General features: G+C 63.5%; 19 protein-coding genes. 4 read left to right on the forward strand and 15 right to left on the reverse strand.

Annotation, left to right across the window (positions count from 1 at the left end; translation table 11 throughout):
• The 4 genes from BN1120_RS03295 to BN1120_RS03310 all read right to left on the reverse strand — a co-directional run.
• Window positions 1–2509, reverse strand: a 2509-nt coding sequence (locus tag BN1120_RS03295) for a transporter substrate-binding domain-containing protein (protein WP_042014738.1), incomplete at its 3' end; no start/stop codon positions are given.
• Between the two features lie 143 nt (window positions 2510–2652).
• Complete coding sequence (locus tag BN1120_RS03300) at window positions 2653–3420, reverse strand: DODA-type extradiol aromatic ring-opening family dioxygenase (RefSeq protein ID WP_042014739.1); 768 nt, start codon at window positions 3418–3420, stop codon at window positions 2653–2655.
• A 298-nt stretch (window positions 3421–3718) separates the two neighbouring features.
• A complete protein-coding gene (locus BN1120_RS03305; RefSeq protein ID WP_010673545.1) occupies window positions 3719–4189 on the reverse strand; it encodes an FKBP-type peptidyl-prolyl cis-trans isomerase in 471 nt (156 codons plus the stop codon).
• Window positions 4190–4326: 137 nt separating this feature from the next.
• Window positions 4327–5475 carry a Na/Pi symporter gene (locus BN1120_RS03310; protein WP_042014740.1) on the reverse strand — a complete coding sequence of 383 codons (1149 nt, stop codon included), beginning with the start codon at window positions 5473–5475 and terminating at the stop codon, window positions 4327–4329.
• A 303-nt stretch (window positions 5476–5778) separates the two neighbouring features.
• Here BN1120_RS03310 and BN1120_RS03315 point away from each other — a divergent pair, with 303 nt between their 5' ends.
• Complete coding sequence (locus BN1120_RS03315; protein WP_127464653.1) at window positions 5779–6228, forward strand: hypothetical protein; 450 nt, start codon at window positions 5779–5781, stop codon at window positions 6226–6228.
• A gap of 88 nt (window positions 6229–6316) precedes the next feature.
• Here the strand turns inward: BN1120_RS03315 and BN1120_RS03320 are convergent, their stop codons facing one another.
• The 5 genes from BN1120_RS03320 to BN1120_RS03335 form a co-directional block, all read right to left on the reverse strand.
• Window positions 6317–7660: an APC family permease gene (locus tag BN1120_RS03320; protein ID WP_039039328.1), complete on the reverse strand. Its 1344-nt coding sequence runs from the start codon at window positions 7658–7660 to the stop codon at window positions 6317–6319.
• Window positions 7661–8130: 470 nt separating this feature from the next.
• Window positions 8131–9474, reverse strand: coding sequence for an APC family permease (locus tag BN1120_RS03325; protein ID WP_041214747.1), 1344 nt, complete (start codon window positions 9472–9474; stop codon window positions 8131–8133).
• Window positions 9474–9611, reverse strand: a complete 138-nt coding sequence (locus BN1120_RS21510; protein WP_164882979.1) for a hypothetical protein — start codon at window positions 9609–9611, stop codon at window positions 9474–9476. The genes BN1120_RS03325 and BN1120_RS21510 overlap by 1 nt, the downstream gene beginning before the upstream one ends.
• A gap of 233 nt (window positions 9612–9844) precedes the next feature.
• Window positions 9845–11134 (reverse strand): 4-aminobutyrate--2-oxoglutarate transaminase, encoded by a 1290-nt coding sequence (gene gabT, locus BN1120_RS03330; protein WP_042014742.1) that lies wholly within the window; start codon window positions 11132–11134, stop codon window positions 9845–9847.
• A 231-nt stretch (window positions 11135–11365) separates the two neighbouring features.
• The gene (locus BN1120_RS03335; RefSeq protein ID WP_010673552.1) at window positions 11366–12829 is read right to left on the reverse strand and encodes an NAD-dependent succinate-semialdehyde dehydrogenase; all 1464 of its coding nucleotides are present in this window, start codon (window positions 12827–12829) and stop codon (window positions 11366–11368) included.
• Between the two features lie 309 nt (window positions 12830–13138).
• On the opposite strand from BN1120_RS03335, the gene puuR reads away from it, so the two are divergent.
• Both puuR and BN1120_RS03345 read left to right on the forward strand, forming a co-directional pair.
• Window positions 13139–13747: an HTH-type transcriptional regulator PuuR gene (puuR, locus tag BN1120_RS03340; protein ID WP_042014743.1), complete on the forward strand. Its 609-nt coding sequence runs from the start codon at window positions 13139–13141 to the stop codon at window positions 13745–13747.
• Window positions 13748–13796: 49 nt separating this feature from the next.
• Complete coding sequence (locus BN1120_RS03345; protein ID WP_042014744.1) at window positions 13797–15074, forward strand: NAD(P)/FAD-dependent oxidoreductase; 1278 nt, start codon at window positions 13797–13799, stop codon at window positions 15072–15074.
• 100 nt (window positions 15075–15174) lie between these two features.
• On the opposite strand, the gene BN1120_RS03350 is transcribed toward BN1120_RS03345, so the two are convergent.
• From BN1120_RS03350 to BN1120_RS03370, 5 genes are all read right to left on the reverse strand, one after another.
• Window positions 15175–16374, reverse strand: coding sequence for a transporter (locus BN1120_RS03350; RefSeq protein ID WP_010673555.1), 1200 nt, complete (start codon window positions 16372–16374; stop codon window positions 15175–15177).
• 63 nt (window positions 16375–16437) lie between these two features.
• Entirely contained in the window at window positions 16438–17097 is a 660-nt protein-coding gene (locus BN1120_RS03355) for a hypothetical protein (protein WP_042014746.1), read from the reverse strand.
• Between the two features lie 7 nt (window positions 17098–17104).
• On the reverse strand, window positions 17105–17782 hold the full coding sequence (locus BN1120_RS03360) for a C39 family peptidase (RefSeq protein WP_039039335.1): 678 nt from the start codon (window positions 17780–17782) through the stop codon (window positions 17105–17107).
• Window positions 17783–17834: 52 nt separating this feature from the next.
• Window positions 17835–18794: a hypothetical protein gene (locus BN1120_RS03365; RefSeq protein WP_010673558.1), complete on the reverse strand. Its 960-nt coding sequence runs from the start codon at window positions 18792–18794 to the stop codon at window positions 17835–17837.
• A gap of 187 nt (window positions 18795–18981) precedes the next feature.
• Window positions 18982–19560 carry a hypothetical protein gene (locus tag BN1120_RS03370; protein ID WP_223302574.1) on the reverse strand — a complete coding sequence of 193 codons (579 nt, stop codon included), beginning with the start codon at window positions 19558–19560 and terminating at the stop codon, window positions 18982–18984.
• A gap of 352 nt (window positions 19561–19912) precedes the next feature.
• Between BN1120_RS03370 and BN1120_RS03375 the strand changes: the two genes are divergently transcribed.
• Window positions 19913–21214: a sigma-54 dependent transcriptional regulator gene (locus BN1120_RS03375; RefSeq protein WP_039039337.1), complete on the forward strand. Its 1302-nt coding sequence runs from the start codon at window positions 19913–19915 to the stop codon at window positions 21212–21214.
• 98 nt (window positions 21215–21312) lie between these two features.
• Here BN1120_RS03375 and ybaL read toward each other — a convergent pair whose 3' ends face one another.
• The gene (gene ybaL, locus BN1120_RS03380) at window positions 21313–22944 is read right to left on the reverse strand and encodes a YbaL family putative K(+) efflux transporter (protein WP_039039338.1); all 1632 of its coding nucleotides are present in this window, start codon (window positions 22942–22944) and stop codon (window positions 21313–21315) included.
• Between the last annotated feature and the right edge of the window lie 186 nt (window positions 22945–23130).

Here is a 23130-nt window from a genome sequence, read left to right on the forward strand (position 1 = left end):
CGGTGAACTTGATGGCGTTGCCGATGAGATTGAAGAGGATCTGGCGCAGGCGAAGGGGATCGATCAGCACCCTTGGCATGGGGGTGTCAGGCAGCCTGACCTCATAGGTCAGCCCCTTCTGCTCGGCCATGCCCGCAAAGACCCGGGTGACGGACGAGAGCAGGGGCGCGAGATCGCAGGGGGTGGGAGTCAGGGTCATCTGGCCTGCCTCTATGGAGGCGATATCCAGGCTGTCCCCCAGCAGATCCAGCAGGCCGTTGGCGGAGTCGGCGGCGATGCGCAGCAGCTCGCCGCTGTGACGGCTGAGAGCGGGATCCTCGGTGGCCAGCTCCAGCATGCCGAGGATGGCGTTCATGGGGGTGCGGATCTCGTGGCTCATGGTGGCGAGGAAGTCGCTCTTGGCTCGGCTGGCGCTGTCGGCCTGCTGTTTGGCCTCGCGCAGCGCCTCTTCCAGCCGTTTGCGGTCCGTGATGTCTATCCAGCCGTCGATCACCCCGCTGATGGCCCCCTCCCCGTCGAAATAGGGCACCATCCAGTGATAGATGTCGCTCTGGGTTCCCCTGTGATGGAAGAGGCGATCCGCAAAGATGGGCTGCCCCTCCTGCAATACCCTGGCAAAGTCCTGCTCCAGCACGGCGATGCTGCCTGCATCGAGCACCCCTGACAGCCCCTGGGCGAAGGGCTGACCCAGGATGGCCTTTGGCTCGGCGCCGAGCTGGGTCAGGTATTTGCTGTTGCACAGCAGCACCTTGCCGCTCTTGTCCCGCACGACGATGGGGTGGGGCAGGCTCTCCCCCAGCGCCCGGATGAACCTGACATGGGCCTCCAGTTGCTGGCGGGAAGCCTGCTCGGCGCTGGCCATCCGCTTGAACATGCGGTTGCGATAGAGCAGCACCAGCGCCAGGGTGAGGAGCCCCACGAACACCAGGTAGACGATGTGGGCGTGGCGATCCATGAAGCCGGGCACCGGCAGTTTGCGGTTGCGCCACTCGTAACTCATCATGGCGAGCTCGTTGGGGGGGATGGCGAGGATGGTCTTGTCGAGGATCCCCATCAGCATCCCCTGTCCGGGCAGGCTGGCAAACCCCATCCGGATCGGCTCGTCATCGGCGGGGCCGGCGATGCGCAGGGGGCTCTGGGGATCATTGTCCAGCGCATGGCGGGCAAAATAGAGGGGCACGATGGCGGCATCCACCCGTCCCTGGGCGAGCACCTCCATCGCTTCTGCTGCACTCTCCACCTGGGTGATGCGGCTGCCCTCCAGTCTCTGTGCGAGGGGCACATGGCGCGTCATCGCCACCGTCTTGCCCGCCAGACGCCGGATGGTGTCGATCCCTTGTTCCTCCTGGCGGGTGAGGATCACATAGATGTTGTCGGTGGCGTAGGGCACCGAGGTGCGCAGCCCGTAGTGTTCGGCCACCTGCTGGGAGATGGCGCCGATGAGGTCGATGGCGCCTGACTGCATGGCTTTTGCCAGCTGACGCTCGGAGTCTGCCCGCACGAACTCGAAGGTGAGGCCGGTGCGTGTGCGGATCTTGTCCAGCATGTCCACCGTCATGCCGACCAGCTGGCCGTCATGATCCAGGGCGCCATAGGGGTAGAGGTTGTCCATCAGCCACACCCTGATGGGGGGCGCTTGCCGCATCCAGGCCCGCTCGGCGGCATCATAGAGATCGGCGCTTCGCTCGTTCATATCGCGGATGGGCCCGTTCCACTGGGTGAAGAGGGTGTTGCGCGCCCGGTCGTCGATGGCCGCCAGCCCCCGGTTGACCAGGCTGAGCAGGGCGGGCTCGGTGGCCGGGACGGCAAAGCGGAACTCGGCAGGCGCGAGCTCGGGCGGGGCCTCGCCCCGCTGGCGAAGGTTGTCGAAGCGCTCGCTGTTGAGGTAGTGGGTGGCGTGGGCATCCCCCAGCAGGATGTCGTCGCGGCCGAAGAAGACCGCATCGAACGCCTCCATGTTGGAGGGATAGGTCACCAGGGTGAGAGTGGGGTAGTAGCGGCCAAAGCGCGCCCTGTCTATCTGATCCCGGACGGCGGCCACCCGCTGTCCCGGTGTGAGCAGTGCCCCCCGATAACGTCTGGGCACGGAGAAGACGAGGGGGCTGCTGAAATAGGGGGTGCTCAGGCGGATCGCCCGGGTGTCACTGTCCGCCAGGGTGAGATTGCCGAGGCTGGCGAGGTGTATCTCCCCCCGTGCCAGGGCACGGAGCAGGTGCGCCTTGTCGGGGAAGGCGCTCAGGGCAACGGGTTTGTCCAGCATCCGGGCCAGCAGGTCGATGTAGTCGGCACTGAGCCCCTCGACGCGCTGGCGAGCGATCATGGTGAAGGGGCGGTAGTCCTCTTGCAGGATGCCGACCCGCAGTTGGGACTGCTGGCGCAGCCATCCGAGCTCCGCCTCCGACCAGCGGGGAGGCAGCGGGGCGGGATCGTAGCGGCTGTGCAGGGTCAGGGCCTGCACAGGTTGAAGGCAGAGCAGACAGAGCAGGATCAGTGTTCGATATAGGTTCATCTAGCCACCCGACGCGACAGCCATCCCTGCCAAGCCTCATCCAATGGCGGCCATTCTACCGGAAAATGGCTATAACGAGTCCGCTATTTCGCCACGCGCGTCGGCGGCAGCACGGCAAGCAGGGCGGCCTGGCCGCCCCGCCCTCAACCGAACTGGTAGGCCCCCATGTAGAGGCTGCCGTAATCCCAGCTGTCGTGCAGCTTTCGGGGTCTGTCGGCCCCCGCCGCGCCGAGCGCCACAAACAGGGGGCGCAGGTGATCGTCATGGGGATGGGATTCCACCGCGCCCGGCGCCCGGGCCCGGTAATCTTCCAGCGCTCCCCTGTCTCCCTCTGCCATGGTCTGCTCCAGCCAGCGGGCAAACTGGCTCGCCCACTGGGGAACCGGCGAGCCGTCCGGCCCGAGGGCACGGAGGTTGTGGGTGATGGCGCCGGAGGCGAGGATGCCGATCCCTTGCTCGCGCAGCCCCTGCAATGCCTCCCCCAGTTGCCACAGCTGGGCCGGGGTGAAGCTGGCCGGGATGGCGATCTGCACCAGGGGGAGTTCACTGTCCGGATCCATCAGGGAGAGGGGGGACCAGACTCCGTGATCCAGCTCGCGGCGCACCGGGGTGGCGGGCAGGCCGGCCAGCAGCAGCTGATCGCTCACCGCTTCCTGCAACCATTGCGGGCTCGTCGCGGGCCAGCGGATCTGGTAGAGGGGCTCGGGGAAACCGTAGAAGTCGTACATCAGGGCCGGGTTGGGCTCGACGTTGATCTGCAGCTCGCTTCGGCTGAACCAGTGTGCCGAGATCACCACCAGCCCTCTGGCACCCTCGAGGCGCAGTTGCTTGAGGAACCGGGTCGCGGGCTGATCGCGCAGGACCAGATCCGGGGCGCCGTGGGAGATGAACCAGACAGGGGCGATAGACATGACAGACTCCATATGCGTTGTGCCGATGCGCGCGGCGCACCGACAACCCGAGGCCAGGGCGACATGCCGCTGACGATGTGGTCATTATCTGCCCCTATTGATGGGTTAACAATCAGGCTTTATGGATAAGCACTCTTCACTTTTGGTTGATAGTCTGGCATCAGGGCGAGGGAGATCGGGGCAGAAACGACAACGCCGGCGCAGTGCGCCGGCGTTGTGATCAGGGTCCGTCGGACGTGGCCTCTGACGGGATGCCCCGCAGCGCCACCGCCAAGATCAACGCGGGCCCAGTGCGGGTTTATTGAATGCCCAGCAGCTCCACGTCGAAGATGAGGACTGAGCCCGGCGGGATCTTGCCGGCGGCTCTGTCGCCATAGGCCAGGTTGGCGGGGATGTAGAAGCGGGTCTTCTCCCCTTCCACCATCAGTTGCACCCCTTCGGTCCAACCCTTGATCACCTGGTTGAGGCCGAACTCGATGGGTTCGCCACGGGCGACGGAGCTGTCGAACACGGTGCCGTCCAGCAGCTTGCCCTCGTAGTGCACCTTTACCTTGCTGGTGGCGGTGGGGTGAACGGTGCCAGTGCCCGGGGTCAGCACTTCGTACTGCAGGCCGGAGGCGGTGGTGGTCACCAGGGGTTTTTCCTGGTTGCTGGCGAGGAACTCGGCCCCCTTGCGCACGTTCTCTTCCGCCAGCTTCCGGTTGTTGCTGCTGGAGTAGAAGTAGTAGGCGGCGCCGGCGATAAGAAGGGCTATCAGAATGAATTTCATCGGTTTTTCCTGTTCCTTGAAATCAGAGTGCAATGAAGGGGCATCTTATCCCAGCCGGGGAGGGAGGGCGAGGGGGGATGCCGGAGGATGTGACCGGACGGGCAAGGCACCGGGGGCATGATGCCCCCGGTTCGGATTTACTTGACGGCCACCATCATCAGGGCGGGCAGGGCGAAGAAGAGCCCGGCCACGTAACCCAGCGCCAGCAGCTTGTTCTCGCTGCCAACCCGGGCCAGGGTTTCGGCGGCCTTGATGGGCAATTCCCGCAGGAAGGGCACGCCATAGATGAGCGCCACGGCGAAGACGTTGAACAGCACATGCACGAAGGCGATGGTCAAGGCCAGCTGGGCGCCGGCGCCGCTGATGGCGGTGGCCGCCAGCAGGGCCGTGATGGTGGTGCCGATGTTGGCCCCCAGGGTGAAGGGGTAGAGCTGACGGGTGTTGAACACGCCGCCGCCCGCCAGCGGGATCATCAGACTGGTGGTGGTGGAGGAGGACTGTACCATGACGGTCACCAGGGTGCCGGAGGCGATGCCGGTCAGGGGACCACGGCCCAGGGCCTTGTGCAGCAGCTCCTTGGCACGGCCCACCATGACCCGTTGCAGCACCTTGCCAAGGGCGGTAACGCAGCCGAGGATCAGCAGAATGCCGATGACGATGGTGGCGATGGCGGGGCCCTTGCCCGGCAGGAAGGCGACGGCGCTGTCGATGAGATCCAGGGAGGGGGAGATGAGGGGCTTCATGAAGTCCATGCCCTTCATGGACATGTCGGCGGAGCCCATCAGCAGACCGGACAGCCACTCGGCACTCTTTTGCAGCAGACCGAACATCAATTCCAGCGGCAGGAAGATGAAGACGGCCAGCAGGTTGAAGAAGTCGTGCACGGTGGCGGCGGCGAAGGCGCGGCGAAACTCGCCCCTGTCACGGATATGGCCGAGGGAGACGATGGTGTTGGTGATGGTGGTACCGAGGTTGGCCCCCATCACCATGGGGATGGCCATGCTCATGGGCAGGCCGCCCGCCACCAGGCCGACGATCACCGAGGTGACGGTACTGGAGGATTGCACCAGGGCGGTGGCCAGGATGCCGAGCAGCAGCGCGACGAAGGGGTTGTTAGCGAAGGCGAAGATCTGGGCCGCGCCCTCGGCGCCGCCGGAGAACCCTTTAAAGCCGTGTGAGACGGCCCCGACGGCGACCAGGATCAGGTAAACAAAGGTGATCACCGCTAGCCAGTTGAACAGGGGGCCGGTAGCGCGGGTCTGCGGGGATGACGGTTTGCTTTGCATGGTGCCTCTTGGGACGTCTGCGTTGAATTGGACGGGCGCATTACAGCAGTGCTCTATGACAGAAATATGACAAAGTGACACTTTTATGATGCTTTGGTGACAGGGGGCTCGGGATTGGCGGGCCAGATGGGAGTGTAGTGATTAACTCTGACTGTTTTGTTGTTTTAAGTGAATTGGTCTGTGGAATGTAGGAATGCGTTAGAAACTGACGGACGGGGTGCCATCCACTGGTGGATCCTGTGCCGCCACTCAGTCAATGGGAGTAGACTGCCTCGTCATTTAATCAGTAATTGCGAGTCTGTCATGAAACATTGGTCCCTTCTTCTCCTGCCCCTGGCGATGGCCTCTCTCTCCTCTCATGCCGCCGTGCTGCCCTCCGATTGCAGCTCCAAAGACGTGGCGATCGGCTCGGCCGTCAACAGCGCGACCGGGGTCAACAGCCATTGCTCCGCGCAGAGCGCCAAACAGCGTGTGGACAACGCGGTCAACGATCCCGCTGGCTATGCCAAGCGCAAGGCGGCCCAGGCCACCGGCGTGGATGACGCCTACTACAAGGCCAAGAACACCCAGCAGCGGGTCGAGAATGCGGTGGACAATCCCGGTGACTACGCCAAGCGCAAGGCCGCCGAGGCTGCCGGTGTGGGCGAGACCTACAACAAGGCGAAGAACACCCAGCAGCGAGTCGAGAACGTGGTGGACGATCCCGCCAAGGCGGCGGGCCGCGCCGTGCTGCGCAAGACGGGCACCTACTGAGGGGAAACCCGGCAGAAGGCGATGCGTCGTGCAAACAAGAGAGGGGAGCCCGTGGGCTCCCCTCTTTGCATCTTGCGATCGAGATGGCTTACTGGCCGTCGGCCGCTTCCTCGTACTGACGGAAGGGGATGCGGAACACGGCGAGGCGCAGGAAGAGGTAGGTGACCCCGATCCCCGCCCAGATGAGGCCAAGCTCCAGGGAGCTCTGCTCCAGGTTGATCCAGAGGGCGCCGATGGTGGCGGCCCCCAGCAGCGGCAGCACCAGGAACAGCAGGTGCTCCTTGAGGCTCTTGTTGCGCTTCTCGCGCACCCAGAACTGGCCGATCACCGAGAGGTTGACGAAGGTGAAGGCCACCAGGGCGCCGAAGTTCACCAGCGCCAGGGCCATGTCCAGATCGAAGGAGACCGCGGAGAGGGCCAGGGCCCCCACCAGCAGCACGTTGATGGCCGGGGTGCGCCAGGTGGGGTGGATATAGCCGAACACCCGCTCCGGGATCATGCGATCGCGACCCATCACGTAGAGGATGCGCGACACGCCGGCGTGGGCCGCCATGCCGGAGGCGAGCACGGCCGCGGTGGTGCACACCAGCACCACGCTCTGGAACAGAGTGCCACCCACGTAGAGGGCGATCTCCGGCAGCACGGCGTCCGGCTCCTTGAAGCGGGCCAGATCCGGGAAGAAGAGCTGCAGGCTGTAGGAGACGGTGACGAAGATGATGCCGCCGATGAGGGCCGTCAGCACGATGGCACGGGGGATCACCTTGCCGGCATTCGGGGTCTCTTCGGAGAGGGAGCTCAGGCCGTCGAAGCCCAGGAACGAGAAGCAGAGGATGGTGGCGCCGGTAAACAGCGGCAGCATGCTGGCAGACTCCACATGGAACGGACGGCTGCTCATCAGGGTGCCGGCCCCTTCACCGTGACTCAGGCCCCAGGCGATGAGGCCGAGGAAGGTGACGATGATGGCGATCTGGATGAAGACGATGAAGCCGTTGAGGTTCGCCACCAGCTTGATGCCGCGCAGGTTCAGGAAGGTCATCACGGTCACCAGACCGAAGATGAAGATCCAGGGCTCCACGGTGGGGAACATGGCGGTCAGGTAGATCTTGGCCAGCAGGATGTTGATCATCGGCATGAACATGTAGTCCAGCAGGGAAGACCAGCCCACCATGAAGCCCACGTAGGGGTGGAACACCTTCTGGGCATAGGTGTAGGCGGAGCCTGCGGACGGGAAGCGGCGCACCAGGTGGCCGTAGCTGAACGCGGTCAGCAGGATGCCGCCGAGCGCCAGCAGGTAGGCGGTGGCCACGCGACCATCCGTGATGTCACCGACGATGGCGAAGGTATCGAATACCGCCATGGGCGTGAGGTAAGCCAGACCCATCACCACGACCTGGAACAGGGTGAGGGTCTTGAGCAGCTTGGCACCGGCCATCACGCTTTCTCCTCTGCACAGGCCCCGTGGGCGAGATGGGACGGGATCAGGGACGCGGGAACGCGTCGCTGGACACAGGGGGCGCCCATCTGTGGCACAGATGCGTGGCGCACGCCGGCGGGGACCGGCAGGAAAGCAGTGAAATGCCCCATGTTTTTCCTCACAACGTCGGGAGATTGCTTGGCAATCTGGGTATCAATTCCGGCACATGGCCGGCCTCTTGGTGAATGGTGGTGTGCCCCAGAAAAGCAAAGAACCGATGTTGTTGAAACATCGGCTCTCAAGGGGCGCCGTATTGTGCCCTCAGGGGGGGGAGGAGACAAGTGAAAAAGGCCGTCAGCGGGGAATTTGTTCCCCCCGTGAGCGATCACTTCGCCACCGCAGCCGGAAAGTCGATGACAACCTTGTCATCAGGCGGGACCCTGCTTTGCCGCCATGTGAAACCGGCGCCCTGAGGGCGCCGGTTTCGCTCAGGAGGCGTCCTGCTCGGGGCGGCCGAGGCGGACCCGGAACACGGTGAGGCGCAGCAGCAGGTAGATGGCGCCGAGGGCGGCCCAGATCAGCCCCAGCTCGAAGGAGGCGGGCTCCAGGTTGAGCCAGAGCACCCCGATGCAGGCGGCGCCGCACAGGGGCAGGGCGAGGAACAGCAGGTGATCCTTCAGGGTCTTGTTGTGACCCAGCCTGAGATAGAAGTGGGCAATCACCGCCAGGTTGACGAAGGTGAAGGCCACCAGGGCGCCGAAGTTGATGAGCGCCAGCGCCATCTCCAGATCGAAGGCCACCGCCGAGAGGGCCAGCATGCCCACCAGCAGCACGTTGAGAGCCGGGGTCTGCCAGGTGGGGTGGATGTAGCCGAAGACGCGGCTCGGCAGGGCGCGATCCCGGCCCATCACATAGAGCAGGCGCGATACCCCGGCGTGGGAGGCGAGCCCCGAGGCGAGCACCGCCACCGTGGTGCAGACCAGCACCACCGCCTGGAACAGCTTGCCGCCCACATAGAGGGCGATCTCCGGCAGCACCGCATCCGGCTGCTGGAAGCGGGAGATGTCCGGGAAGAAGAGCTGCAGGAAGTAGGAGACGGAGATGAAGAGCACGCCGCCGATGAGGGCGGTGAGCACGATGGCCCGGGGGATCACCCGATCTGCGTTCGGGGTCTCCTCCGACAGGGTGGTGATGGCGTCAAACCCGAGGAACGACAGGCAGAGGATGGAGGCGCCGGTCAGCAGGGGATTGATGTGCATCTGCTCGGAGAAGAAGGGGCGGCTGCTCGCCACCGTGCCGAGGCCCTCGCCGTGGCTCACGCCCCAGGCGATGAGGCCGATGAAGACGGCGATGATGCTGAACTGCATGATGACGATCAGGCTGTTGAAGTTCGCCACCAGCTTGATGCCCCGCAGGTTCAGGAAGGTCATGACGGCGGCCAGGGCCAGGATGTAGGTCCAGGGGGCCACGCCGGGGAAGAGGGCCTCCATGTAGATCTTGGCCAGCAGCATGTTGATCATGGGCATGAACATGTAGTCGAGCAGGGAGACCCAGCCCACCATGAAACCCACATAGGGGTGGAACACCTTCTGGGCATAGGTGTAGGCGGAGCCTGCCGAGGGGAACTTGCGCACCAGGTGGCCGTAGCTCATGGCGGTGAACAGCATGCCGATGAGGGCGAGCAGGTAGGCGGTCGGCACATGGCCTTCGGTGATCTCGGTGACGATGCCGAAGGTGTCGAACACCGCCATGGGGGTGAGATAGGCCAGCCCCATGATGACCACGTGCCAGAGTTTCAGGCTTTTTTTCAGACCGGCGGGGTGCGGGTGCATCAGGCGATCCCCCGCAGGCTGGCTGACGGGATCAGGCTGACGGTGAGGTCATCCTGCACGGTGGGGGCGCCAGTCCGGGATGCGGACGGATGGCGCAGACCGGCGCGGGCCGGCAGGAAAGCGATGATATGCCCCATGGAGTTCCTCACTAAGAAGCGGGTGTCGTGAGATGGCGTGCCACCTCGTTATCATTTCCGGTCTGTTCCGGCCTCGTTATGGATTTGTTTGGCGCAAAAAAAGAACCGGGCTCCGATGAGCGGACGGTCCTTGAATACGGCGGCGCATTGTGCATTCGTGATGCCCCCTTGACAAGCATATCAAGGGAGCAAAAACGCATTTTTTTGCACGTGGGCGAACGCGGTTTTCCGGATCAGGCCAGGGAGGCGGACAGGGCCTGCTCCAGCAGGTCGAGCCCCTCGTCGACGATGGCTGCCGGGGCGGTCAGGGGAGCGAGGAAACGGATCACGTTGCCACGCACGCCGCAGGCCAGCAGCACCAGCCCCCGCTTGCCCGCCTCGGCCACCAGCCGCTTGGTGAGATCCGGGTCCGGTCTGGCGGCATCCCCCTCCTTCACCAGCTCCATGGCCACCATGGCGCCGGGGCCGCGGATGTTGCCGATGCAGTCAAACCGTGTCGCCAGCTGGTGCAGGCGTGCCTTGATCTGCTCCCCCTGGGCCAGGGCCTTCTGGTTCAGGCGCTCCTCCTCGATCACCTCCAGCACCGCCAGGGCGGCGGCGCAGGCGATGGGGGAGCCCGCATAGGTGCCCCCCAGGCCACCGGGCTTGGCGGCGTTCATCACCTCGCTCTTGCCCACCACGGCAGAGAGCGGGAAGCCGCCGGCCAGGCTCTTGGCCAGCGTCATGATGTCGGGTTCGACACCGCTGTATTCGGTGGCGAAGGTCTTGCCGGTGCGACAGAAACCGGTCTGGATCTCGTCGCAGATGAGCAGGATGCCGTGCTGGTCGCACACCTGGCGCAGGCGCTGCATGAAGCTGGCGGAGGCGGGGTAGAAGCCCCCTTCCCCCTGCACCGGCTCGATGATGATGGCGGCCACCCGGGTGGGTTCGATGTCGGCGCTGAAGCAGAGATCCAGCGCGGCCAGGGCATCGTCTTCACTCACTCCCAGGTAGTCGGCGGGGAAGGGGAGGTGATAGACCTCCCCCGGGAAGGGGCCGAAGCCGGTCTTGTAGGGCACCACCTTGCCGGTGAGGGCCATGCCCATCATGGTGCGGCCGTGGAAGCCCCCCTTGAAGGCGATGGTACCGCTGCGACCGGTGTGGGCGCGGGCGATCTTGATGGCGTTCTCCACCGCCTCGGCGCCGGTGGAGAGGAAGAGGGTGCGCTTGGGGGTGGGGCCGGGCACCAGGGCATTCAATTTTTCCGCCAGCTCGATATAGCCGGAGTAGGGGGTGACCTGGAAGCAGGTGTGGCTGAACTTCTCGAGCTGCTCGCGCACCGCCGCCACCACCTTGGGGTGGTTGTGGCCGGTGTTGAGCACGGCAATACCGGAGGCAAAGTCGATGTAGCGGTTGCCCTCCACGTCCCACAGCTCGGCGTTGTGCGCCCGGTCGATGAAGACCGGCAGCAGGGTGCCGACCCCCTGGACCACGGCCGCTTCGCGGCGGGCCTGCCACTGCTGGTTGTTGCTTGAATGACTCATCTTTCCTCCCTGAGGGGCATGGGCCCCGCTATTCCTGTGCCATCTGGCCATATGTGTGCCGCCAACTGCCCTCGGGCAGGGCGGCCTGTTCGTAAAAGGGGGCCCCGGGTGTGCCCTCAGGGCCCACAAGGCGCTCGGTCGTGACCGGCGACCCCCTCTTTCTATCTGTAAAAACGATGGGCTGTGTCATAACGCATCTGTTTTAACGATGCGATTGCCCTTTCATCTCCCTCAGCGAATGCCGCCAAAGCAGAGGTATTTGGTCTCCAGGTACTCCTCCAGCCCTTCGGCCGCCCCTTCCCGGCCCAGCCCCGACTCCTTGATCCCGCCAAAGGGGGCCAGCTCGGTGGAGATGATCCCCTCGTTGATCCCCACCATGCCGTATTCGAGCCCCTCGGCCACCCGCCACACCCGGGCGATGTCGCGGCCATAGAAGTAGGCGGCCAGGCCATAGGGGGTGTCGTTGGCAAGCGCAATGGCCTCGGCTTCCGTCTCGAAGCGCACCAGAGGCGCGACGGGCCCGAAGATCTCCTCGTCCAGAATGGGGTTGCCCCGGGTGACCCCGGTCAGGATGGTGGGGTGATAGAAGAGGGGACCGGCGGGGTGGGCGTCGCCCCCCACCAGCACCCGGGCACCGGCGGCGACCGATTGCTGCACCAGCTCGGCCACCTTGCTGGCGGCGGCCGGGTTGATGAGGGGCCCGATCTGGACGCCCTCGCCCATGCCGTCCCCCACCTTGAAGGCCTTGACCGCGGCGGCGAGCTTCTCGGCGAAGGCGTCATAGACGCTGGCCTGCACCAGGATGCGGTTGGCGCAGACGCAGGTCTGGCCGGCGTTGCGGTATTTGGACGCCAGGGCCCCGGCCACGGCGGCGTCGAGGTCGGCGTCGTCAAAGACGATGAAGGGGGCGTTGCCGCCCAGCTCCAGGGAGAGGCGCTTCATGGTGTCGGCGCACTGGCGCATAAGCAGTTTGCCGATGCGGGTGGAGCCGGTGAAGGAGAGCTTGCGCACCACGGGGTTGCTGCACAGCTCGTTGCCCACCGCGCTCGCCTGATGGGAGGTGACGATGTTGATGACCCCGGCGGGAATGCCCGCCTGCTCCGCCAGTACCGCCAGCGCCAGGGCGCAGAGGGGCGTTTCGGCGGCGGGCTTGATGACGATGGTGCAACCGGCGGCCAGCGCCGGACCCGCCTTGCGGGTGATCATGGCGATGGGGAAGTTCCAGGGGGTGATGGCGGCCACGACCCCCACCGGCTGCTTGATGGTGGCCAGGCGCCGATCGGCGGAGAAGCCGGGGATGGTGCGGCCATAGGCACGCTTGCCCTCTTCCGCGAACCACTGGATGAAGCTGGCGCCGTAGGCCACCTCTCCTTTGGCTTCCGCCAGCGGCTTGCCCTGCTCGCAGGTCATGATGCGGGCGAGCTCCTCCTGGTTGGCCATGATGCGCTCGAACCAGGCGTAGAGTTTGCTGCTGCGCTCCTTGGCGGTGAGGGCCGCCCAGGCGGGTTGCGCCGCGTGGGCCGCCGCGATGGCGAGGCGGGTATCCTCCCCGTCCATGTCGGGCACCTGGGTGATGACCTGGCCGGTGGCCGGGTTCAGGACCTCGAACCGGCGCCCGCCCAGGGACTCGCACCAGCGGCCGTCGACATAGGCCAGGGATTTGATCAGGGAGAGAGCAGGTTGTGATGCTGACATATGTAAGGGGCCTCGATAGTGGGTCTGGGTGGCGCGTTTATGTGGGCACCGCCGTATAGAATAATAAGCACGTAACGACCATAAAATGAGCCGAAATGTTTTTCAAGTGTTAAATATATTTGAGTGAACGGGGCGTCACATGCTAGAAATGGGGCTGTGAGCGCGATTGTAGCGGTTTTCATTGCGCAGGGTGTGCAAAATAATGAACGCCCTGGGTTGTGCAGGATAGTGAACGGGGCTGACGTGCCTGACTCACTATATTGACCAGTCGGCCCCAGGTATTCGAATGACCATGGAAGGAGGTGGGCGATGGAGCAATCCCGTGGCGAGGTCCAGTGGCGGACCATGACGGACAACCCCCTGGCGGAGCATGAGAGAAACATGGGGGAGCGGCTCGCCCGGATCCGCAGGGAGCTCGGGCTCTCCCAGCGCCGGGTGGCGGAGCTGAGCGGCCTGACCCACGGCGCCATCTGCATGATAGAGCAGAACAAGGTGAGCCCCTCGGTGGCCTCCCTGCAAAAGCTGCTGAGCGTCTACGAGCTGCCGTTGTCGCGCTTCTTCGCCGAAGAGGAGGTGGCGAGCACGCCCAGCGTGGTGATCAAGGCGGAGCAGCTCATCGAGCTCGGCAGCCAGGGAGTCTCCATGAAGCTGGTGCACAACGGCAACAATCGGCGCCAGCTCGGCTTCATGCTGGAGACCTATGCCCCCGGCACCGACACCGGCGGCGTGGTGAAACATCAGGGGGAGGAGGTGGGCACCGTGCTGGAAGGGTCGGTGCTGCTGACCTTGGCCGGCCAGACCTATGAACTGTGCGCCGGGGACAGCTATGTCATCGACACCGGCGAGCCCCACAGTTTCAGCAATCCCTCGGGGCAGGTCTGCCGCATCGTCAGCGCTCACACCCCGGCCAGCTTTTAATGTGAACAACCCGTTGTGTTGGAAACGAACCGGTAAGGAAACAGGGATCATGACCGAACATGTAAAGAGTTACTACGCAGCCAGTGCCAACAAACACGCGCCCTATCCCACGCTCACCGAGCAGCTGGAGTGCGACGTCTGCGTCATCGGGGCGGGGTATACCGGCCTCTCCAGTGCGCTGCATCTGGTGGAGAAGGGGTACAAGGTGGTGGTGCTGGAGGCGGCCAGGGTCGGCTTTGGCGCCAGCGGTCGCAACGGCGGCCAGATCGTCAACTCCTACAGCCGCGACATCGACACCATCGAAGCGAACTGCCCGCCGGATCAGGCCAGGCTGCTCGGCTCCATGTTGTTTGAGGGGGGCCAGATCATCCGCGAGCGGATCAAACGCTACAACATCCAGTGCGATCTGCAGGAGGGCGGGGTCTTTGCCGCCGAGACCGAGAAGCAGCTTCACGAACTCAAGGCGCAGAAGGCGCGCTGGGAGAAGTGGGGCAACGACCAGCTGGAGCTGCTCGATGCCGACGGGGTGCGCGAGGTGGTCGCGAGCGATCGCTACGTCGGCGCCCTGCTGGACAAGAGCGGCGGCCATATTCACCCTCTCAATCTGGCGCTGGGGGAGGCGGAAGCCATCCGCATGCAGGGGGGGCTTATTTTCGAGCAGTCCGCCGTCACCAGCATCACCCCAGGTCAGCCGGCGTTGGTCAAGACCGCCAAAGGGGCGGTGAAGGCACGCTTTATCGTGGTGGCCGGCAACGCCTACCTCGGCAATCTGGTGCCGGAACTGGCCAGCAAGAGCATGCCTTGCGGCACCCAGGTGATCGCCACCGAGGTGCTGGGGGAGGAGCGGGCCCGTTCACTCTTGCCACAGAACTACTGTCTGGAGGATTGCAACTACCTGCTTGACTACTACCGCACCTCCGGCGATCACCGGCTCATCTATGGCGGCGGCGTGGTCTACGGGGCGCGGGATCCGGCGGACATCGAGCGGCTGATCATCCCCAAGATGCTCAAGACTTTCCCGCAGCTGGCCGACGTCAAGGTGGAGTACACCTGGACCGGCAACTTCCTGCTCACCCTGTCGCGCCTGCCGCAGTTTGGCCGCATCGGTCACAACATCTACTACATGCAGGGCTACAGCGGCCACGGCGTCACCTGTACCCATCTGGCGGGCAAGCTGCTCTCCGAGGTGCTGAGCGGTCAGGCGGAGCGCTTCGATGCGTTCGCCAGGCTGCCGCACTACCCCTTCCCGGGTGGCCGCCTGCTGCGCATCCCCTTCACCGCCGCCGGCGCCGCCTGGTACACCCTGCGCGATCGCCTGGGGGTGTGATGACAAGGTGGCCCGCCAGGCAGGCTGGCGGCAACAAGAAGAGGGAGGCGTTATGCCTCCCTCGTTTTTTTGTCGTCAACCTGCCGGGGCCCTGACGGGGCTAGAAGCGGTAGGGGAAGCGGATCCCGATGGTGTAGTCCGGTGCGTCCGTGGTGAGCCCGGCAGACCAGTTGACCGCCATGGAGAGGTTGTCGGTAATGGCCCAGGTCGACCCCATGCCAAAGCTGGCGGCGTTGGCATCGGAGCCGGTGACCTTCTCCATGGCAAAGCCTTCGGACCCCTGCTCGGACTCCATGGTGACGCGCTGGTTGATGTTGAAGGAGAGGCTGAAGCGTTCGTTGAGGGCGAATGCGACCCCCAGGCCATATTCATACCAGTCCCCTAGCTGGATGCTGCCGGGCTGGTTGCCGGGCTGGTAGGAGATATCGTCAAAGTCCTGCTTGAGGCTGTGACCATAGTTGAGGCTGGCAAACAGGATGGCGGGATCCATGGTCTTGACCAGGGAGAAGCCGGTAGAGAGCTGCCAGAGCCCGTTGCCGGTGGCGAGCTCCTTGGGGGTCACCAGGTTGCCCGATTCCGAGGTGTTGACCTCAATGCCGTAAGGATCCTTGCCGGTCGGCGCCTTGGCCCGGAAGTTCCACACCAGATCCGGCCAATCCTCGCTCTCTGCCATGACCCTGTAGTAGATGGCGAGGCTGAGATCCCCCAGACCGCCATCGCTGACGCTCTGCTCCTCGAAGTCGCGGCTGGAGTTCTCCTTGCCGGTGCTCTGGTAGTTCGTGTTGCGGAACATGTAGGGGAGGGCCAGCTCCAGTTGCCAGCGATCGTTGAGGGTGTAGCGGGTGATGACATCCGCCGTCCACTGATCGGAGCGAACCCGATCTAGGTTGATTTCGCCAAGGAAGATGGCGTCCAGGGCGAGGAAGCCGCGCAGGGCGAGATCCTTGCGGTTGTAGTGCTGATAGGAGAGGCCCACATCGACGGTCAGGGCGCGGTCGAACACATTGTGCTGTTCGATCATCAGGTCTTCGGTGCTGCGGCCGACTTCCGGCGTGCGCCGTGAGGCGTCCTGCTGGGTGGAGGCGACGGCGGCCCCGGCTCCGACCCCGGCGGTTGCCGTCGTGGCACCGGCGGCCTTGACGGCCTCCAGGCGAGCCTGGAGCTGATGAAGGGCCTGGTTTTGCTGGATCAGTTGCTGGCGCAGGAGATCCAGCTGTTGTTGCAGGGCCTCCTCTTCGGCCGTGGCCCCCCAGCAGGCGAAGGGGGCGAGGGCAATCAACAGCATGCGAGACTGTTTCATCGGGATACGTCCTTGTTGTTTATCATCCTTTCTTATAGTTCAGTCCCGGGAACTCACCTGCTCTCAGCGCGAAAACCAGATGCGGGTCTGATTGAGCGTCTGCAAACCGTCCCCCCTGACCTTGTTGAACTGCAGCAGCCCCCGGCTGAAGTCGGTACCGCGCAGGCTCTGCTCCAGCAGAACCTGACCGTCGGAAGAGTGTAGTTGCAAGCCGGCATAATTCCCCGAGACCCGGTAGGTGGCGGTGCCAAGATCGCCCTGGTGCTCGTAGCTGCCCGCCTGAACCAGGTGTCCCGTCATGGTGGGGGGGGTCAGTTCAATACCGGTCTGGTTGACCGAGCTGTTGCCGCTCCCCTCCAGTTGAACGACCTGCACCAGCCCGGCCCCCTGCACCTGGGCCTCCTTGGCGGGCGTGGCCGCGGGCTTGACCTCATCCTTGACGCGCACATCCAGCTTGGGCTTGTTTTGCACAATGCTCAGCGCCAGGTTCATGGCCGCCGTCTGCTGGGCCTGGGCCGTGGTCAGTGACGAGATGAACTCGATGCCGAAGTAGCTGATGCCATGGCTGCTGACATAGCGGCCGCGCAGGTGGGCCAGCTCCCCGTCCGCCAGTTCGGGCGCAAAGTGGTCTGACAGATGGGCCAGCGGGTCCGGTGCTGCCAGCAGCGGAGAGGCGATGCCACCCAGGCTGCAGAGGAGGCATAGGGCGGGTCGGGTATTCATGATGACCTCACATTAGCTCTTTGTGCTGAAAACCGAATTCCAGCAGGGATGTTTCATTGACCGGGGCGAAGAGCCCATCCTTGCCTCTGACAGAAAGCGGGGGAGAGGGGTTGGCAAGGGGGGCATCGGGACGATAGCCCGCGCCGATGACGGCGAGGAGGATGCCGTTCCAGCTCTCCTTGAACTCCTTGAAGGTGATCACCCGGTTGCCGAGGGCCGGGTCTGCCAGATAGACGCGATCATGGCGATCGATGGCCCGCAGCACGGCAAAGTGCTGATAGCCGCGAATGTTGAGCAGGACGATGGTGGGCACCCTCACCTGGCGCAGTTTTTCATCGCCCAGTCGATACCCTCTGACCCGCATGCCGAGCATTTGCAGGTACTGCTTCATGTCGAGCATGGAGAAGCCGTAATGCTTGACCTGCTCCGGGTCTGCCATGGCAAGCATGCCATCCATGACCCAGCGTTCATTGGTTGCATGGCCGTAGGCGTAGCGCAAGATGGTGGCGACGGCGGCGGCCCCGCAGCTGAAATCCGTATGTTGGCGCTCGATGTTGGCGTACCGGCGCTCCAGAATGCTCTGTACCGGTTTGTTGAGATCCCCCAGCGCCGGGAGATGCTCCCCCAGTGGCACCGAGCCCGCCCAGACGGCAGGACAGCACAGCAACAGCAACAGCCAGCGCATTCAGACCTCCAGTGTCAGGGAAAAAGGGGGCACTGGGCCCCCTCGCATCGACTTACTTGGCAAACCCTGCGGCCAGCGAGAGATTGTTCGCTTGCAGGTTGTTGGTCCCCGAGGAGACGTTCACCCCGATGTTGCCCACGGCACCGTTGAAGGCGCCGCCATCGATGGTTGCCCGGTTGAAGGTTTCGCGGCTGGTGTAGGTGTTGACCACGGGAATATACCCGACGGCGTACCCACTGAGCTTGATGTCACCCTCTTCCTTGAACTCGAACTTGCCATCATCTTTCGGGTTGTTGTTGCCGTACCTGTCGTTGTCATTGTCGTGGCCATGTCCTTTCTTGACATCATGACCGGTACCGCCCCCCTCGTAATCGCCCCAAGCCTTGAGACCGAGGAACACACCTGCCTTGTCAACCGTCTTGGTTGCGCTCAGGCTTTGGTTTTCGGTCATGTTCTTGGAGACGCTCTGGCTGTTGGCCACGGTGGCCACGGCCATGTTGCCGGTGGACACGGAGGCTGCCATGTTGTTGGCCTGGACGTTACCCGAGCCCGAGGTCACATTGACCCCGATGTTGCCTGCGGCATCCTTGAAGGCCCCATCGCCCACACCGGCCTTGTTCTGATGGCCGTGATTGGTCGTCCAGTTGTTGCTGGCGCTCTGGGTGGAGAAGACCTCGGCATCCGACGATCCGCCAGGGGCGCCATGTTGTTGTTGACCACGACCCATGATGAACTCGGCATCGACCTCGTCATAGGCGGCCAGGGAAGCGCTGTTGCCCTGTACGTTGGAGTCACCGGCTGCGACGTTGGCGCCGATGTTACCGGATGCACCCTTGAACGAGCCGTCGATCTTGCTCGTGTTCTCCGTTCTTGTATTGGCGGTGCCTATCATGGAACTGGACTGCTGGTTGTCCACGACGGCCATGCCGAGTTTGTTGACGTTGATGTAGCCGCCGACATTGACCCTGCCTTCGTATTCCACATCGACTTCTGCCTTGACCTTCTTGGTCAAGGTTGCCCCTGTCTCATCTCTGTCACCGCGGTAATCGGCGGATGCAGTGCCCGACATGGCCATGATGACCGCGGCGGCTAATGAGCTATAAATAAGTCCACGCATAATGAGTCTCTCCATTGAACTTTCAGCGGAAGATATGCCCATCGGCTGATACCCCCGGGCCTGGCTTCCTATCCCTGCGGCATCATGGGGATGCCGTTACTGCGCCAGCCAGGGGCAGGGAAACCATGTTGACTGACTGGTTTCCCTGTCCCGTGACCTGGTTCACCTGAATGACCCCCTTGCTGCCCGTGAGGGCGGTGTCATCCAGATAGATGCTGGTAGTGGTGTTGGCGGGGGGCTTTCCCCCTGGGGTCTTCGCGACGCTGGAGCTGAGATTGATGTCGGTCACGACACCCAGGCCGCTGTCATCGAGGGACAGGGCGAAGGCGTTCAGTTGCTGGTTGCCCTCACCCGCCCCTTGGTTGATGCCGACCAGTCCCCGGTTCTGGCTCAGGGCCGAGCCCAGGATGGCGACGCTCTGGCTGCCGTTCAGATTGGTGGTGGATTGATTCAGCTGGCCAAATTGAATGACGGCAGGACCCGAAATGGCGATGGCGGCAAGATTGCCTTGCTGATTGTTATTACCGGCAACCATATTGACGCCCATGGAACCACGAATATTGCTCAATGCCTGAGCACCGAGATCGACCCGGTTTTGTGCCAATGAGGGGGTGGCAAATGCCAGAAAAGGAAATGTTGCCAATGCAATATATGTCTTCATGTTCTGTCTCCATCTGCCAGGAGGGCTTATTGGAGAGAGCAACGACCATGCCAATTGGCAATACTTTGATTTTTAACTGTTTTTTATTTGATATGATTGTTTTTATGTCTCAATGTTGAGAGCGACATATTATGTCGCCAAGTAAGCGCTTATTTATCAAAGGGTTTATTTTTTCTCACCGATATTTTTGCCGTCTCAATATTGTGGTGCCATCAGTCTAAAGGCGGGATGGTTTATAGTTATCATCGTCTGGCCATATTAAACGGCGCCATTTGATGATAAAGGGAGTTATCTGGATAAGTCGTCAGCGTCAGACTCCCTCGTGCAGTGGTGATAACAAGGAGTTGTCCCTATGACAGAAACGGCATTGTTGCTCATCAATTCATGTGCCGTACTGGAAAGCCTGCTGGAACAAGGCGAGTGGCAGGTGGAGCAGGCAAGCTCCCTGGTGGTGGCAGAGAAAAAACTGCAGGAAAAGGACTATCCCCTGGTGCTGGTGGTGATCGAGCATCAGCAGCACGAAGCCCTCTACAACCTGATAGCGCAGCACTCCGGCGCCTTGTGGATCGGCCTCATCCAGCGGGACTGTCTCGCCAGCGAAGCCCTTCGCAATTTGCTGGCAGCCTGTTTTCATGATTTTCACACCTTTCCCCTGGACAGAGACAGGCTCTCCCACAGCCTGGGACATGCCCTGGGGATGGCGCGCCTCATCCGGCGACACCGCCCCCGACTGCAACCCCAGCTGCGTTTCATCCAGGGGGAGAGCACCCCCATCCGCCAGTTGCGCGACCAGATCGTGCGGTTGCAGCATTGCCGCCTGCCCGTACTGGTGACGGGACCGAGCGGCACGGGCAAGGAGCTGGTGGCCCGGGAGCTGCACTACAGCACGTTCGGGGAGGAGAGCCCCTTCGTGGCGGTCAATTGCGGGGCCATGCCCCATCAGCTCATCCAGTCCGAGCTGTTCGGCCACGTCAAGGGGGCCTTCACCGGGGCACAGCACCACAAGATAGGCAAGATAGAGGCCGCCGATGGCGGCACCCTGTTTCTCGACGAGATAGGGGAGTTGCCGCTGGAGGATCAGGCAACCCTGCTGCGCTTCTTGCAGGAGCAGTGCATAGAGGCGGTGGGCAGCCACCTGTCGCGTCGTGTGGATGTGCGGATCATCGCGGCCACCAATATCGATGTGGAGCAGGCGGTGGCCAGCGGCGGCTTTCGCATGGATCTCTACTACCGACTCAACGTGGTGCGCCTGCGTACCCCGGCCTTGTGCGAGCGGGCGGAAGACATCCAGCTCCTTGCCGATGACATTCTGGCGGAAGTACGGGGCGGGCGGGTGCTCAGTTTCACCCGCAAGGCGCGCCAGGCCATGCAGTCCTATGGCTGGCCGGGGAATGTGAGGGAGCTGCGCAACCGGGTGCAGCGGGCGGTGGTCATGTGCAGCGGCCCCTTCATCGAAGCCGATGACATGGAGCTGACCAACATGGACAGCCTGCTGCTCGACGGCTCGCTCAAGGCGGTGCGCGAAGCGGCGGAGCGTCAGGCCTTGCAACGGACGCTGGCCCGCTTCCCCGATCAGCTCGAGGAGGTGGCCCGCACGCTCGACATCTCCCGGGCCACCCTCTATCGCCTGCTGGACAAGCACGATCTGCTGTGAGGGGACGGCCGTATCGCCCTGTCATGCAAAAAGCCCGGGCAGCAGGCCCGGGCTTCTTGTCTGGCCCCGTCGTGGGGGCTCGTGACTTCCGATGATCTTCAGGCCATCTCCATGGCGAGGTGACAGAGTCGCCGCGCAGCCTCCTCCTCGCTCTTGACCACCTGATGCACGCCGCGCACGCGCAGATGATGCACCTCCTCGTGCTGGTGGGCACAGGCGGCGATGCGCATCAGGGCGCCGTATTCCTGCGCCCTGATGGCTATCTCACCGGCCAGCAGGCTGTCATCCAGGGTGATCAGTAGCCAGCTGGCGTTGGGCAGCGCCGCCGTCAGCAGATCCTGCTGGATGGGATGGCCCGCCAGACAGGTGATCCCCATGGCGCGCCAAGGGGCCAGCAGTCGCTCATCGGTGTCGATCACCACCATCTCCCTGCCTTGTTCATGCAACTGCCAGATGAGGTGCTGACCTATCTCGTCGGCGCCCACTACCACCACATGGCCCTGCAAGGGGCAGAGGTGAGGTGACTCATCGGTGCGTGGCTCGGGATGGCGCCTCAGCCAGCGCTCCACCTGGTTGAAGACCAGCGGATTGAGCACGATGGAGAAACAGGCGCCGACCAGCACCAGATCCCGGGCGACCCCGGGGACCAGTTCGAGCATGACCCCGAGACCCATCAGGATGAAGGAGAACTCACCCACCTGGGCCAGGCTGGCGGAGATGGTCAGCGCCGTGCGCTGGCTGTGGCCAAAGAGCCGCACGATGGCGAAGGCGGCCACCGATTTGCCGATCACGATGACGAACAGGGTGGCCAGCACGGCCAGGGGCTCGCGCAGCAGGATGACGGGGTCGAACAGCATGCCCACGGAGACGAAGAAGAGCACGGCAAAGGCGTCCTGCAGGGGCAGGGTGTCGTTGGCCGCCTTGTGGCTCAGATGGGAGCTGTTCATCACGACGCCGGCGAAGAAGGCGCCGAGGGCAAAGGAGACGCCAAACAGCTTGACGGCGCCAAAAGCGATGCCAAGGGAACAGGAGAGGACGGCCAGGGTGAACAGCTCGCGGGAGCCGGTGGCGGCGGTGCGGGCCAGCAGCCAGGGGATGAGGCGGCGTCCGCCGATGACCATCAGGGCGATGAAGGCAGCCACCTTGGCCAGGGTCAGGCCGATATCCGCCATCACCTGGGCCGGGGTCAGTGCCTCGCCCCCTTGCTGCAGGTTGGCGAGGATGGGGAGCAGTACCAGGGCCAGCACCATCACCAGATCCTCCACGATGAGCCAGCCGATGGCGATGCGTCCCTCGTTGGTGTCGAGCTGGCCGCGGCTCTCCAGGGCGCGCAGCAGCACCACGGTACTGGCGGTGGAGAGGGCCAGGCCAAACACCAGGCCGGCGGTCACGGTCCAGTCGAGCAGTTGGGAGAGGCCAAGGCCGAGCAGGGTCGCAAGGGTTATCTGGACGATGGCTCCCGGGATGGCGATGTGTTTCACCGACAGCAGGTCTTTCACGGAAAAGTGCAGGCCGACACCAAACATCAGCAGGATGACGCCGATTTCGGCCAGCTCGGGGGCGAGCCGCAGGTCGGCGACATAGCCCGGCGTAAAGGGGCCGCATACCACGCCGGCCGCGAGGTAGCCCACCATGGGGGAGATGCGCAGGCGGCTTGCCAGCATGCCGAAGAGGTAGGCCAGCACGAGGCCGCCTACCAGGGTGGTGATAAGGGGGAGTGAGTGGTCCATGTCGTCACCTCGCTAATGGCAGTCAGGGGCTACCAGATCACCCGAAGGCGAAGAGGGCAGCTGTCAATGAGCAGGGGGCGAAAGAGACAGAAGTTGGCCGTATCAAGGGGAAATCTTGAGGGCAACAGATGCCGTTTCTATTGAAAAGTAATGCATTTATATGCCATGAGCAACACTGTTCCAGTT

Origin of the sequence: Aeromonas caviae (assembly GCF_000819785.1) — a bacterium.
Lineage (GTDB): Bacteria > Pseudomonadota > Gammaproteobacteria > Enterobacterales > Aeromonadaceae > Aeromonas > Aeromonas caviae.

Excerpts from the sequence above, each read along its gene's own strand:
- BN1120_RS03300 (WP_042014739.1), bottom strand. The coding sequence starts at position 3,420 with ATGTCTATCGCCCCTGTCTGGTTCATCTCCCACGGCGCCCCGGATCTG.
- BN1120_RS03305 (WP_010673545.1), bottom strand. The coding sequence starts at position 4,189 with ATGAAATTCATTCTGATAGCCCTTCTTATCGCCGGCGCCGCCTACTAC.
- BN1120_RS03310 (WP_042014740.1), bottom strand. The coding sequence starts at position 5,475 with ATGCAAAGCAAACCGTCATCCCCGCAGACCCGCGCTACCGGCCCCCTG.
- BN1120_RS03315 (WP_127464653.1), top strand. The coding sequence starts at position 5,779 with ATGAAACATTGGTCCCTTCTTCTCCTGCCCCTGGCGATGGCCTCTCTC.
- BN1120_RS03320 (WP_039039328.1), bottom strand. The coding sequence starts at position 7,660 with ATGGCCGGTGCCAAGCTGCTCAAGACCCTCACCCTGTTCCAGGTCGTG.
- BN1120_RS03325 (WP_041214747.1), bottom strand. The coding sequence starts at position 9,474 with ATGCACCCGCACCCCGCCGGTCTGAAAAAAAGCCTGAAACTCTGGCAC.
- BN1120_RS21510 (WP_164882979.1), bottom strand. The coding sequence starts at position 9,611 with ATGGGGCATATCATCGCTTTCCTGCCGGCCCGCGCCGGTCTGCGCCAT.
- gabT (WP_042014742.1), bottom strand. The coding sequence starts at position 11,134 with ATGAGTCATTCAAGCAACAACCAGCAGTGGCAGGCCCGCCGCGAAGCG.
- BN1120_RS03335 (WP_010673552.1), bottom strand. The coding sequence starts at position 12,829 with ATGTCAGCATCACAACCTGCTCTCTCCCTGATCAAATCCCTGGCCTAT.
- puuR (WP_042014743.1), top strand. The coding sequence starts at position 13,139 with ATGGAGCAATCCCGTGGCGAGGTCCAGTGGCGGACCATGACGGACAAC.
- BN1120_RS03345 (WP_042014744.1), top strand. The coding sequence starts at position 13,797 with ATGACCGAACATGTAAAGAGTTACTACGCAGCCAGTGCCAACAAACAC.
- BN1120_RS03350 (WP_010673555.1), bottom strand. The coding sequence starts at position 16,374 with ATGAAACAGTCTCGCATGCTGTTGATTGCCCTCGCCCCCTTCGCCTGC.
- BN1120_RS03355 (WP_042014746.1), bottom strand. The coding sequence starts at position 17,097 with ATGAATACCCGACCCGCCCTATGCCTCCTCTGCAGCCTGGGTGGCATC.
- BN1120_RS03360 (WP_039039335.1), bottom strand. The coding sequence starts at position 17,782 with ATGCGCTGGCTGTTGCTGTTGCTGTGCTGTCCTGCCGTCTGGGCGGGC.
- BN1120_RS03370 (WP_223302574.1), bottom strand. The coding sequence starts at position 19,560 with ATGAAGACATATATTGCATTGGCAACATTTCCTTTTCTGGCATTTGCC.
- BN1120_RS03375 (WP_039039337.1), top strand. The coding sequence starts at position 19,913 with ATGACAGAAACGGCATTGTTGCTCATCAATTCATGTGCCGTACTGGAA.
- ybaL (WP_039039338.1), bottom strand. The coding sequence starts at position 22,944 with ATGGACCACTCACTCCCCCTTATCACCACCCTGGTAGGCGGCCTCGTG.